General features: G+C 53.5%; 10 protein-coding genes, 2 tRNA genes and 1 other RNA gene. 12 read left to right on the top strand and 1 reads right to left on the bottom strand.

Going from position 1 to position 13,568, the window contains the following annotated elements; all coding sequences use genetic code 11:
- Positions 1-55: 55 nt before the first annotated feature.
- Positions 56-139 (bottom strand) — tRNA-Leu (locus CXIVA_RS12430).
- A 187-nt stretch (positions 140-326) separates the two neighbouring features.
- On the opposite strand from CXIVA_RS12430, the gene CXIVA_RS12425 reads away from it, so the two are divergent.
- From CXIVA_RS12425 to CXIVA_RS12375, 12 genes are all read left to right on the top strand, one after another.
- Positions 327-411: transfer RNA gene (locus CXIVA_RS12425), tRNA-Leu, on the top strand.
- Between the two features lie 108 nt (positions 412-519).
- Positions 520-1,053, top strand: coding sequence for a GNAT family N-acetyltransferase (locus tag CXIVA_RS12420; protein ID WP_013978393.1), 534 nt, complete (start codon positions 520-522; stop codon positions 1,051-1,053).
- A gap of 21 nt (positions 1,054-1,074) precedes the next feature.
- The gene (locus tag CXIVA_RS13580) at positions 1,075-1,965 is read left to right on the top strand and encodes a GNAT family N-acetyltransferase (protein WP_013978392.1); all 891 of its coding nucleotides are present in this window, start codon (positions 1,075-1,077) and stop codon (positions 1,963-1,965) included.
- A 94-nt stretch (positions 1,966-2,059) separates the two neighbouring features.
- Positions 2,060-2,884 carry a serine/threonine-protein kinase gene (locus tag CXIVA_RS12410; protein ID WP_013978391.1) on the top strand — a complete coding sequence of 275 codons (825 nt, stop codon included), beginning with the start codon at positions 2,060-2,062 and terminating at the stop codon, positions 2,882-2,884.
- Between the two features lie 140 nt (positions 2,885-3,024).
- Complete coding sequence (locus tag CXIVA_RS12405; protein WP_013978390.1) at positions 3,025-4,029, top strand: deoxyguanosinetriphosphate triphosphohydrolase; 1,005 nt, start codon at positions 3,025-3,027, stop codon at positions 4,027-4,029.
- On the top strand, positions 4,017-5,852 hold the full coding sequence (dnaG, locus tag CXIVA_RS12400) for a DNA primase (RefSeq protein WP_347475631.1): 1,836 nt from the start codon (positions 4,017-4,019) through the stop codon (positions 5,850-5,852). The genes CXIVA_RS12405 and dnaG overlap by 13 nt, the downstream gene beginning before the upstream one ends.
- Positions 5,828-7,135, top strand: coding sequence for an RNA polymerase sigma factor RpoD (gene rpoD / locus CXIVA_RS12395; RefSeq protein ID WP_013978388.1), 1,308 nt, complete (start codon positions 5,828-5,830; stop codon positions 7,133-7,135). Before dnaG ends, rpoD begins: the two co-directional genes overlap by 25 nt.
- Positions 7,128-7,847 carry a class I SAM-dependent methyltransferase gene (locus tag CXIVA_RS12390; protein ID WP_013978387.1) on the top strand — a complete coding sequence of 240 codons (720 nt, stop codon included), beginning with the start codon at positions 7,128-7,130 and terminating at the stop codon, positions 7,845-7,847. The genes rpoD and CXIVA_RS12390 overlap by 8 nt, the downstream gene beginning before the upstream one ends.
- The gene (locus CXIVA_RS12385; RefSeq protein WP_013978386.1) at positions 7,844-9,505 is read left to right on the top strand and encodes a nucleoside kinase; all 1,662 of its coding nucleotides are present in this window, start codon (positions 7,844-7,846) and stop codon (positions 9,503-9,505) included. Before CXIVA_RS12390 ends, CXIVA_RS12385 begins: the two co-directional genes overlap by 4 nt.
- Positions 9,506-9,645: 140 nt before the next feature.
- Positions 9,646-9,996: RNase P RNA component class A (rnpB, locus tag CXIVA_RS13605), an RNA gene on the top strand.
- Between the two features lie 109 nt (positions 9,997-10,105).
- Entirely contained in the window at positions 10,106-11,110 is a 1,005-nt protein-coding gene (locus CXIVA_RS12380) for a DUF5685 family protein (protein ID WP_013978385.1), read from the top strand.
- A 6-nt stretch (positions 11,111-11,116) separates the two neighbouring features.
- Positions 11,117-13,516 (top strand): ATP-dependent DNA helicase, encoded by a 2,400-nt coding sequence (locus CXIVA_RS12375; protein ID WP_013978384.1) that lies wholly within the window; start codon positions 11,117-11,119, stop codon positions 13,514-13,516.
- The last annotated feature ends 52 nt before the right edge of the window (positions 13,517-13,568 follow it).

Genomic DNA, 13,568 nt, shown 5'->3' with positions numbered 1-13,568 from the left:
TTGGGATAAATGTGTGGATACGAAAAAACAGAAGCTTGCGCTTCTGTTTTCGCAGTGCGGAAGATGGGACTTGAACCCACACGATCTTGCGATCACAAGATCCTTAGTCTTGCTCGTCTGCCAGTTCCGACACTTCCGCATCTATTTGATTGATAACTGCCGCCTCACGCGACTTGAATATAATAGCAAATGAAAAGAAATATGTCAACAGATATCCGGGAAAAATAAAAAGAAAAAAATTGAAATTTCCTATTGACTTCTGGGCGGGAAATGAGTATCATAGTATTCGTTCTGAGGCACATACAACAGAATACCATATGATTTATGCAGGAATGGCGGAATTGGCAGACGCGCACGGTTCAGGTCCGTGTGAGCATTGCGCTCATGAGGGTTCAAGTCCCTCTTCCTGCATTTTTTTTGTTATAAATTTGCAGTGAAAATCCAAAGGCTTGTCTGCGGGAGCATGTCAGCATCCCACAGAGATTCTTTCCTAATAAAGACAAAAGAGAGGCGGAAGCGATGGTTGAAATCAGGCCTGCAGAGGCAGAAGAGTATCCATTGGTGCGGGAGTTCTGCCGACGACTGGCAGAATCCGCAGAAACTCCGGACACTGTGCCGGTGCCGGATGACGCGGCGCTGAAGATGGCAGCGGAACTTGGAGCCGTGTATCTCTGCATCGCGTCAGACCGTACCTCCGGTTTGATGATACTGGGGGACTTTACGGAAGGCTGCGCCCCGGTGTCCGGCGAAGGGCTTCCGGAAGATCCGGCGAAAACGGCAGAGCTCAGGTTTCTCGGAATCATACCGGAAGCGGCGCGGGACGGACTGGGCACATTTATGGTAAAGACCGCGCTGGCACATTGCCGTGCCGCGGGAAAACAGTGCGTGCTTGCGGAAGTGCCGGAAGGAAACGGAGATGCGGAGAAGTTTCTTCTGGCAATGAATTTTCACCGGACGGACACAAATGGAGCGTATCCTAAAGGTACACCGGCGCTCAGCCGGAAGCGGTTTGTTTTTGATCTGACAGAGGCAGATACTGGATGCTGTCATTGACACAGGCAGGAGCAGAGGAATATGTATTACAAGATTCACTCAGACAGAATAGTATTGGAAGATGAGGACGGAACACGGATGGCGGAGATTGACTATCCGGCAGCAGGAGAAGGCGTCCGGGAGATTACGCATATTTATGGCAGTGATTCTCCGGAAGGGATCCGCTATGCCAGAAATCTTATGGATCTCGCAGTCCGGGAACTGCGGAAAAACGGCCAGAAGGTGATCGCCACCAATGCGTTTGCGGCCGGCTGGTTTCGGGATCATCCGGAAGCGCAGGATCTGCTGATATCCGGTACCGGTCAGAAGTATACCGGTCAGGAAGACAGCAGATACGCTGTCCGGGAGGCGGATATGGACCGTACCGCGCCCCTGTATCAGGAACAGACGGTGCGCAGAGAAGCTGTGCCGTATCCTGTATCGCAGAAATCCGGAGGGAAAAAGAAGGAAGCAGCCGCTCCGCTGCAAAAGGCCAGCCGGATTCTGCAGATGGTATCGGCGCTGGTCATGCTGGCAGTGCTTCTGCTTAATTTTGCGTCTGTATATCAGAACGGAGGACTGACTGGCGGACCGACCCTGGCGGCGGAAGCCAGCACGGGCTTTTTGGTGCTGTCAGTTCTGTTTCTCCTGTGGACACTGATCCAGCTGATCTGGATACTGACCCGGAAGGCTTACCGGACGGCGGGCAGAGTGCTGCGCCTGGACCCCGGCCGGGGACTGTTCGGCTTTGTGGTGGTGCTGATCGTTTCCTGCGTCTGCAAGTCCATCACTTATTTTGTGCCGACTGCAGCCGGAATATTTGCGGGGATCATTCGCTATTCAGAAGTATTTAATCAATCCGGAACCGTGATTACACTGCTGGCAATCCTCGGCATTGCGCTGTGCATTGTCCGGAAGGTTATCCGCCGCTGAAATTCTGCCGGACGCATCCCTGCCTTTGCGGGACTTTCCCGGGACGGGAATTTGTGCTATGATCAGACTGTAATCTGCTTGATCCCGCAGAAACATGAACGAATACGAATGGATTAAATTACTGGGAGCCGGCGGCACCTCCCGGGTATATCTGGTGCGCCACCGCCGTCTCCGTATCTATCGAGTGGCAAAAGTGATTCGCCGCAGTGTGCCGGATCAAAGGGCACTGCATGAATTCCAGATTCTGCGCCATCTGAATCACTGTTCAATTCCACGAATTATCGACTACAAAGAAACAGACACCCATATCATTATTTTTATGGATTATATGGAAGGCCGGACCCTGGCGTCGGCCCGGGAGCTGACGGACGGATTTCCGAAGCAGACGTTCTGCGCGGTGGTGCTGGGGCTGATGGATGTGCTGATGTATCTGCATACCTGCCCCGTTCCCGTGGTTTACCTGGATCTGAAGCCGTCCAATGTAATTCTGCAGGCACACGGACGCATTGCCCTGATTGACTTCGGCTCTGCGCTGCAGCTTCAGGAAAGCCGGGAAAGAAGCGGAGCAGTCACCTGGTGGCTGACCGAACACTACGCAGCGCCGGAACTGACAGGAACGGACAGAAAGGCGGGCAGGGGAGAACACGTCTTTTATCCCCTGTGTCAGCGGGGAACCGGAAGAAATGGGGGCTTTGCCGTAACGGAAGCGGCAGACCGCTACAGCCTGGGCGTCCTGATGTATGTGATGCTGACCGGTGAATATCCGGGACGCAGCAGAAGGCAGAACCGCTGTGTGTTGAATCACTGCGCCACCCGGCGGCTGACAGAAGTGATCATGACCTGCCTGAGCAGGAATCCGGCCCTGCGCTATGAAGAGGATACGGTACTGCTGGCAGCTTTAAAACAGGCGCTTCGGTGAAGCCTGCCGCAGGCGGAGTTTTCGGGCATTTGATCTGCTTTGCGGATTTTTTGAAAAAGAAAAAAGGAAATCCGGTACGGACGCGGAATTATATATACAGAGACGTTTTCGTTGATTACGGAAAGGCGGTGAAACGACTGATGACCATTCGGGAGCAGCTGGAGCTGACAGAACGGGAGTATCTGAGCCCTTTTGCCATGCTCAGCGAAAATTCAAAAGGCAGAGACCGGGAAGAGGCGCAGTGCGATCTCCGGCCGGTGTTTCAGCGCGACCGGGACAGGATCCTTCACTGCAAGTCGTTTCGCAGGATGAAGCATAAGACACAGGTATTCCTGGAGCCGAAGGGCGACCATTACCGGACACGGCTGACACATACGCTGGAAGTCTCCCAGACGGCCCGGACCATTGCAAAAGCGCTGCGGCTGAACGAAGACCTGGTGGAAGCCATCGCTCTGGGACACGACCTGGGCCATACGCCCTTCGGGCACGCCGGGGAAAAAGTGCTGAATGATCTGTGCGAAGGCGGATTCCGCCACAATGAACAGAGTGTACGGATCGTGGAAAAACTGGAAAGTGACGGCAGAGGGCTGAACCTGACCTGGGAGGTCAGGGACGGAATCCGGAATCACCAGCTGGCCGGCATGCCTTCCACGCTGGAAGGGCAGATTGTGCGGCTGTCCGACAAAATCGCCTATATCAACCATGACATGGATGACGCGATCCGCGCAAAGCTGCTGCGGGAGGAAGATCTGCCGGGCCCGATCCGGGATACGCTGGGGGGATCCACCAGAGAGCGTCTGAACACTTTAATTCATGATGTGATCATCAGCAGCCAGGGCCTGCAGGAGATCCGTATGTCCGCGGAAAAGCAGGAAGCTATGGGAGACCTGCGCCAGTATATGTTCCGGCATCTGTACAGCAATCCCATCGCGAAGAGCGAAGAGGAAAAAACCAAAGGCCTGCTGGGCGGGCTGTTTGAAGTCTATATGGAACACTGGGAATGTCTGCCGGCATATATGCAGCAGATGTATCACAGCGGCGAACCGCTGGACCGGGTGGTCTGCGATTATATCGCGGGTATGACAGATCAGTATGCCATCACCATGTTTGAAGAACATTTTGTGCCGAAGGCATGGTCCCACTGACAGACGGCGCGAAGAAACAAACAGGAGATATTATGCCGTTTTATTCGGAAGATTTAATTGAAGAGGTCCGGTCACGCAATGATATCGTGGACGTGATCTCTCAGTATGTGAAATTACAGAAAAGGGGCAGTACCTGGTTTGGCCTCTGCCCCTTTCATAACGAAAAAACCCCGTCTTTTTCTGTGTCCAGGAACAAGCAGATGTTTTACTGTTTCGGCTGCGGCGCCGGCGGCAATGTCATCACATTTGAGATGAAGTATCAGAATGCGGGATTTCCGGAAGCGCTGCAGATGCTGGCGGACCGGGCCGGCATGAAACTGCCCCGCCAGGAACTGTCGGCAAAAGACAGACAGAGAATGAACCGCAGACAGAATCTGCTGGATATCAACCGGGAGGCCGCCAGGTTTTACTACCGGAAGCTGCACACCGGCCAGGGAGAACGGACTCTGGCATACTTTCATGGACGGGGGCTGACGGACGAAACCATCCGCCGCTTCGGGCTGGGGTGTTCCGGAACGTACAGCAATGAGCTGTACACCTATCTGAAACAGAAAGGCTATCCGGATGAACTCTTAAAAGACAGCGGTCTGATTTCCTACCGGGAAGACCGGGGCGGATATGACCGATTCTGGAACCGGGCCATGTTTCCGATTATGGATGCTTCAAGCAAAGTCATCGGTTTTGGCGGCCGTGTGATGGGAGATGCCGAGCCGAAGTACCTGAATTCGCCGGAAACGCCGATTTTTGACAAAAGCAGAAATCTGTACGGATTAAACTACGCCAGGGCGTCACGCAGAGATTATATGCTTCTATGTGAAGGGTATATGGATGTGATCGCGCTGCATCAGGCCGGGTTTGACAACGCGGTGGCATCCCTGGGGACGTCGCTGACATCCGGGCACGCCAGTCTGCTGAGCAGATATACCAAAGAAGTCTGTCTGACGTATGACAGCGACGGCGCAGGGGTGAAAGCGGCCCTGCGGGCCATTCCGATCCTGAAGCAGGCCGGGATTACAGCAAAAGTGGTAAACCTAAAGCCCTATAAAGATCCGGATGAATTCATCCGGGGACTGGGGGCGGAGGCCTATCAGGAGCGGATCGACCATGCGGAAAACAGCTTCCTGTATGAAATTCGGATGATGGAGCGGGAGTATGACCTGACGGATCCGGAAGACAAGACCCGGTTCCATCGCGGAATTGCCCGCAGAATCCTGGAATTTTCCCAGGAGCAGGAGCGGGAAAATTACATCGAGGCAGTGGCGGAAAAGTATCAGATGGGATTTGAGAATCTCCGGGCACTGGTGCGGGAAGAAGGCACCCGGGGCGGCATCGCCGCAGTTTTGCGGCAGAAGCCGAAATCCGGCATCCGCAAGAAGGAAAAGGAAGACGGGATCGTCATGTCCCAGAAACTGATGCTGACCTGGCTGACAGAGGACGAGTCCCTGTTTGAGGTGACGGCTCCTTTTATCGGGCCGGAGGATTTCACAGATGAAATCCTTCATGAAGTCGCGGTGGAAATCTACGCCCAGCATCAGCAGGGCATGTTGAATCCAGCGAAAATCATCAGCCGTTTTGAAGACGAGGAACAGCAGAAAAAGGCGGCTTCGGTATTTCACGCACGGCTGGTGTCGCTGGAAAGCGAGGCAGAGTGGAACAAAGCAGTACAGGACACCGTGCTCCGCATCAAGCAGAACAGTATTGATACCAGGCTGAGAAGCGGGCAGCATCAGGATCTGGCCCGGATGCAGCAGATCATGGAAGAACAGAAAATATTAAAGCAGATCAGGGAGAAAAAAGTATGGCCGAGAGCAAAAAGACAGTAAAGAAAAGCACGAAAAGCACAAAAAGCACAAAAAGCAAAAAGTCTGCCGGAACCAAAGCGGCTCAAACACAGAACGGCACCGCGCTGACACCGGAACTCCTGCTTGAAAAGCTTCCGGGTCTGCTGGATCTGGCAAAAAAGAAAAAGAATGTGCTTGAGACCGACGAGATCAACGATTATTTTAAAGATACGCCGATGACAGAGGAGGATATCGAAAAAATCTTCGCCTATCTGGAAGCAAACGGGATTGATGTCCTGCAGGTGTCCGAGCACGGGGACGATGATTTCATGGACGATGACGATGATGACGGAGAGTCCAAGGATGATGTGGATATCGAAAACATCGATCTGTCTGTGCCGGACGGAATCAATATCGATGACCCGGTACGCATGTATCTGAAGGAAATCGGAAAGGTGCCGCTGCTGACAGCAGAGGAAGAGATTGATCTGGCCATGAAGATGGAAGCCGGAATCAATGCGGACAAAGCACTGGAGGAAGATACGGAAAACCAGCTGTCCGAAGAAGAGAAAAAGCAGCTGACCATTACTTCCAGAGAAGGGGAAAACGCGAAAAAACGGCTGGCTGAAGCTAATCTGCGTCTGGTTGTCAGCATCGCGAAGCGCTATGTAGGACGTGGTATGCTGTTCCTTGACCTGATTCAGGAGGGAAATCTGGGCCTGATCAAGGCAGTGGAGAAGTTTGATTACCGCAAGGGGTATAAGTTCAGTACCTACGCAACCTGGTGGATCCGCCAGGCAATTACCCGCGCGATCGCGGATCAGGCCCGGACCATCCGGATTCCGGTGCATATGGTGGAGACCATTAACAAGCTGATCCGTGTTTCCCGCCAGCTTCTGCAGGAACTGGGCCGGGAGCCGCTGCCGGAGGAAATCGCCAAAGAGATGGAAATGCCGGTGGAGCGTGTGCGGGAAATCCTGAAGATTTCACAGGAGCCGGTATCCCTGGAAACCCCCATCGGCGAGGAACAGGACAGCCACCTGGGCGACTTCATCCAGGACGACAACGTGCCGGTGCCGGCAGATGCCGCGGCCTTTACCCTGCTGAAGGAGCAGCTGGTGGAAGTGCTGGGAACCCTGACCGAACGGGAGCAGAAAGTGCTGCGCCTGCGTTTCGGGCTGGATGACGGCCGTGCGCGCACCCTGGAAGAGGTGGGCAAGGAATTCAATGTCACCAGGGAAAGAATCCGCCAGATTGAGGCAAAAGCCCTGCGCAAACTGCGCCATCCGAGCCGCAGTCGGAAGCTGAAGGATTACCTTGACTAGGGAAGAGAAGCTCTCGGCACGGATGGAGGCAATCGGATCCATGGTGACGGCGGGGTACCGTCTGGCGGATATTGGCACCGATCACGGGTATCTGCCGATTGCGCTGACGGCCCGCGGCCGTGTGCCGTCTGCCATTGCCATGGATATTAATGCGGGTCCTCTGGAGGCTGCGCAGAGACACATCCGGGAGAGCGGACTGGAAGACCGGATACAGACCCGGCGTTCCGATGGTCTTGCGAAGCTGGATCCGGGAGAGGCAGAAAGCATTGTGATCGCCGGCATGGGCGGCGCCCTTATGCTGCGGATCCTGTCCGAAGGAGCATCCAGATTGGCGGGGGTCCGCGAACTGATTCTGTCTCCCCAGTCGGAAATTCCCCTGGTGCGCAGTTCGATGTGTCAGGCGGGCTATGAGATTGCCCAGGAGCGCATGATAAAGGATGCAGGCAAATATTATGTCATCCTGCGTCTTGTGCCCTCTGCCCGCAGGCAGACACTGACGGAAGAGGAGGCGGCCTTCGGCCCGCGGCTGCTGCAGAAAAAAGATCCGGTACTGGCGGAATGGCTTCTGAAAGAGCAGCATACCGCGGCAGCCATCGCGAAGCGTCTGCACGGCGCAAAAGACACAGCGGAGAATGCGGCGCGCCGGGAGGAAGTCCGCCATAGGCAGGCACTGATTGCCCGGTCCCTGAAAAAATGGAGCAATGAGAAATGAAGACAATATGTCAGATTACCATCGATGGAAAAACAGAGGAGTACGCAGAGGGAATCACTTACCTGTCTCTGGCCAGAGAAGAGCAGGAGCATTATAAGGAACCGATTGTACTGGCCCGCTTTAACAACAGTATCCTGGAGCTGAGAGACCAGATCTTTCAGGACGGGACACTGGAGTTTCTGACAGTCACAGACAAGGACGGGGCCAGGGCCTACCGCCGCAGCCTGACCATGCTGATGCAGGCGGCGGCTTTCCGCGCGCTGAAGGGATATACCATCCGTGTCTACTATTCGGTAAATAACGGATATTACTGTGAACTGTTTCAGAACGGAAAGCCATGTGTCATTACCGCGGAACAGCTGAAACTGCTGGAAGAACGGATGCGGAGTCTGCAGCAGATGGATCTGCCCATTGAAAAAATATCCGCGGACCGCAATTATGTCAGCCGCCAGCTGAATGTCTGGGGAATGCCGGATAAGGCGAAGATGATTAAATTTCACCAGAATAAAGAAATCACTGTTTATGTGCTGGGAGAGTATTATGACTTCTGCTACGGCCCGCTGGTGCCTTCCACAGGATACCTGAATCAGTTTCGCCTGAAAAAGTATCAGCGCGGTTTCATGCTGATTTTTCCGGAGGGAGAACAGTTTAAAGTAGAGTCTTTCCAGAAAGCGGACAAATTGTTCGGCATTTTTGACGAAAGCATGCGCTGGAGCGAGATGCTGGGAATCCGTACCGTGGGCTTTCTCAACGAAAAGATTTCACAGGGCAGGGTACAGGAGATTATCCTGGTGCAGGAAGCGCTGATGGAGGGGAAGATCGCATCCATCGCGGGACAGATTGCCGCAGAAAAGAAAATTAAATTTGTATTGATCGCGGGGCCTTCTTCTTCCGGAAAGACCACCTTTTCCCACCGCCTGTCGATTCAGCTGTCTGCCCAGGGAATGAAGCCCCATCCGATCTCCATGGATGATTTTTACCAGGACAGAAGCCATACGCCGCTGGATGAAAACGGTGACTTTGACTTTGAGGCGGTGGAAGCCCTGGATATTCAGTATTTCAACCAGACGCTGACGGATCTGCTGGAAGGCAGGGAAGTGGAGATGCCGACCTTTAATTTCAAGACCGGCAAACGGGAATACACCGGCAGGACGCTGCAGTTGGGCCCGGATGATGTGCTGGTGATCGAGGGAATACACGGACTGAATGACCGGCTGTCCCAGAATATTCCCAAAAGCGCGAAATTTAAAATCTATATCAGCGCGCTGACACAGCTGAACCTGGATTATCACAGCTATCTTTCCACCACGGACTGCCGCATGATCCGCCGCATGGTCCGTGACGCGCGGACAAGAAATACGACAGCACGGCAGACCATTGCCCGCTGGGCGTCGGTGCGCCGGGGAGAGGAACGCCATATTTTTCCCTATCAGGAAGAAGCGGATGTGATGTTTAACTCCTCCCTGATCTATGAAATGGCGGTCTTGAAAACCTACGCGGAACCGCTGCTATACGGGATACCAAATGACTGCCCGGAATATTCGGAAGCACAGCGCATGCTGATGCTGCTGGATTATTTCCTTCCGGTTCCCAGTGAGAGTATCGGCCATAATTCCATCCTGCGGGAATTTATCGGAGGAAGCTGCTTCAATGTCTGAAAATAGCTGGTTTCTGAAAATTTTTTTGGCTCTTCCGGAGAAAATGATTTGATTCTGCCGGAGAAAAAATCAGTTCTTATGGAGAAAACCCTTTCCGCCGGAACTGGAATATGTTAAAATACTAATATTGTTTTGCAAAAAGAGTGGAACAGGTGATCGCGGCTGCAGGCGCCGAAAGGACGCAGCTGAGGAAAGTCCGGGCTTCACAGGGCAGGATGCCGGATAACGTCCGGTGGAGGCGACTCCAAGGATAGTGCAACAGAAATATACCGCAGGATTTTCGAATCCTGTAAGGGTGGAAGGGCAGTGCAAGAGACTACCGCCCGGCTGGTGACAGCCGGGGCATATGTAAACCCCATCCGAAGCAAGACCGAACAGGAAGCGTACGCGGCCCGCCAGCTTCAGGTAGGTCGCTAAAGGCAGCTGGCGACAGCTGTATCAGACAGATGATCACCCAACGACATAACCCGGCTTATCGTTCCGCTCTTTTTACTTCTAAAATGTTTCTTAAATCCCTGTCCCGTTTCTTGACAGTATCCGCGGCAAAACGTAACATCTATACTGTAGAGTATCAGTTGCAATGATAAATCAGGTGACAGAATGTTCGGATACATACAGATCAATGACAGAGAGCTCTCAAAAGAAGAGAACAGAATATACCATGCGTACCGCTGCGGACTGTGTCAGTGCCTGCGCAGGGAGTTTGGCCGTCTCGGCCCTCTGTTGCTGAATCATGATATGACATTTCTGGCGATTCTGCTCAGCGCGGTCTATTATCCGGATGAAAAGCCGGTGCCGTTTACCTGTGCGGTACATCCCGGAAAAAAGAAATATGCGCTGATCAATGATGCCATCAGGTATGTAGCGGATATGACCTTGGTGACAGCCTATCACAATCTGCAGGATGACTGGCTGGATGACCATTCCTACTCCAGCCGGATGATGGCAGGCATGCTGAAAAAAGCCAACCGCAGAATCCTGAAGCAGTATCCCCGTCAGGCAAAGGCAATTTCAGAATATATGCATCGGACGATGCTGTGTGAGGCATCCCGGGAAAAGAACATCGATGTGATTGCCGGACTGGCCGGCGACCTGTTTGCCGAGATCTTTGCCTGGAAAGAAGATGCCTATGCGGAAGAACTGCACTGCATGGGATTTTATCTGGGCAAGTTCATGTATCTGATGGACGCCTATGACGATATGGAGCGGGACAGCAAAACCAGGTCCTATAATCCGTTCCTTCCGATGGCAGCGGAAATACCGGAAGACTATGACACTATCAGCCGTCTGCTGCTGACCAGTCTGATTACCGAGTGCAGCCGTTCCTTTGAACGGATGCCGGTGGTACAGCATGCGGGAATTATCCGCAATGTGCTGCGCTCCGGGGTCTGGATCAAATATGAGGAGATTCAGGACCGCCATTTGCTGAAGAAAGAACGGGAACTGAAGAAAAAAATCCGCAGTGACAGAAAACTGGAAAAAAACGACCGCCGGCAGATTCGCTTTGAACAGCAGAAAAAGAAGCTGGAGGCCCTGACCAGAGTCGGAAGAAAACGCGGAATACAGAAACATGCAGAAGAAAAGAAATCCACAATCGCAGAGTAACGGATTATGAAGGAACAGACCATACGGATCTCCGTGCGCGGACTGGTGGAGTTTGTGCTTCGCAGCGGAGATATCGATAACCGTGCAGGCGCCGGCGTGCAGCAGGAAGCGATGCAGGCCGGAAGCCGCATGCACAGAAAAATACAGAAAAGCATGGGAACGTCCTATGAGCCAGAGGTCTTTTTAAAGACTATCGTGGACATGGGACGTTATTTCATGTCTGTGGAAGGCAGAGCGGACGGAGTGATTACGCATGTCCGGGAGGACGGGTCGAAAGAAGCGGTAATTGACGAAATTAAAACCATGTACTCGGATGTGATGAAGCTGGAGGCGCCGGTGGAGGTTCACAGGGCCCAGGCCATGTGTTACGCGTATCTGTACGGAACACGGCATGCCCTGTCTGAGGTTTCGGTGCAGATGACCTACTGCAGTCTGGAAACGGAAGAAATCCGGCGGTTTCGGGAAACTTTTTTACTGGAAGAACTGACGGAATGGTTCGACGGTATGCTGCAGTCCTATCGGAAGTGGACGGATTTTCAGTATGACTGGGGACAGATCCGCCAGAAGTCTGTCAAAGGCCTGGAGTTTCCGTTTTCCTACCGCAGCGGGCAGAAAGAGCTGGTCAGGGATGTATACCGGACGATTTTGCGGAAAAAGCAGCTGTTTCTTCAGGCCCCGACGGGAGCGGGAAAGACGATGGCTGCGGTATTTCCGGCAGTAAAGGCAACAGGGGAAGAACTGGCGGACCGGATTTTTTATCTGACTGCCAAGGGCGTAACGGCAGCAGCGGCCATGGACGCTGCGCGGATCCTCATGGATCGGGGATACCGCGGCAAAGTCATTCGCCTGACGGCCAAGGAGAAACTGTGCCCGCTGGAACAGATGGAATGCAATCCCGACGCGTGCCCCCGGGCAAAGGGGCATTTTGACCGGGTGAATGAGGCCGTCTATGAACTGCTGCTGGCGGAGGACTGCTTTGACCTTTCCCGGATTCAGAAACAGGCAGAAAAATGGAGGGTATGTCCCTTTGAGTTCCAGCTGGATCTGTCCCTGTGGTGTGATTTGATTATCTGTGATTACAATTATGTCTTTGATCCCAATGTATATCTGAAACGTTTTTTCGGGGAGGGGACCGCCGGCAATCCGGTGTTTCTTGTGGATGAGGCGCACAATCTGGTGGAACGCGGGCGGCGCATGTACAGTGCCGTGCTGGTAAAGGAAGAGCTGCAGCGTCTCCGGCGTCTGGTCAGAGGCGAGAAGAAACTGTGCAGCGCCCTGGATGCCTGCTGCCGGCAGATGCTGGAGTGGAAGCGGGACTGCAGTTCGGTTATGACACTGGAGACCATCGGATCCTTTCAGTTTCAGGTAATGCGGGCATACGGGCTTTTGGAGACATTCCTGAAAGAACACAGGGAATATCCGGACCGGGAGGAGATCGCGCAGGAGTTCTTTTCCCTCCGGCATTTTCTAAATATGGCGGAACTGACCGGTGACCGGTACGTGATTTATACAGACTATGATGAGGAAGGACAGTTCCTGCTGCATCTGTACTGTGTGGATCCTTCGGAAAATCTGCAGCACTGCCTGGACCGGGCCAGAAGCACGGTGTTTTTTTCGGCTACGTTTCTGCCAATTCGCTATTACCGGAGCTGTTTAAGCGCCAGGGAGGATGACTACGCCGTCTATGCGGATACTTCCTTTTCCCCGGAACAGCACCTCCTGTATATCGCCAGGGATGTGAGCACCCTTTACCGGAGGAGGACGGCCGGGGAGTATCAGCGGATTGCCGCATATATCAGCCGTACCGTAGAGGGCAAATCCGGCAATTATATGGTATTTCTTCCTTCCTACCGCATGCTGGAAGAGGTGGGGAACGCATTCCGGCAGATGACGGAAGAACGGGGACAGGAGATCCGGTGCGTCTTCCAGGACCCGGGTATGGATGAGGAAAAACGCCGTCAGTTTCTGGAAGAATTTGAAGAAAGCCACAGACAGACACTGGTGGGCTTCTGCGTCCTGGGCGGAATCTTCGGAGAAGGGATTGATTTGAAAGAGGACCGTCTGATCGGTGTGTTGATCGCGGGAACCGGCCTGCCGCAGATCTGTACGGAGCGGGAAATTCTGCGGGACTATTATGACAGGAAAAACGGCAGCGGATTTGATTACGCGTATCGCTATCCCGGGATGAACAAAGTGCTGCAGGCAGCCGGCCGCGTGATTCGGACGGCAGAGGACCGGGGCGTGATCGGCCTGCTGGATGAACGGTTCCTGCGGCAGGAGTATCTGAAACTGTTTCCGCGGGAATGGAAGCAGTGGGAAGCCGTGGACCGAGACAGGCTCCCGGAGCTCCTGGACCGTTTTTGGCAGAAGACCCGGGGAGGGCAGTTACAATTTCCGGAAAAATAGTGTATGATAGCCTATGATTGCAGAAGCATACGGCAGAAAACGCAAGTCAACT

Origin of the sequence: Clostridium sp. SY8519, assembly GCF_000270305.1 — a bacterium.
In the GTDB taxonomy this organism is placed as follows: domain Bacteria; phylum Bacillota; class Clostridia; order Lachnospirales; family Lachnospiraceae; genus SY8519.
This window is presented reverse-complemented; position numbering and strand designations above follow the sequence as displayed.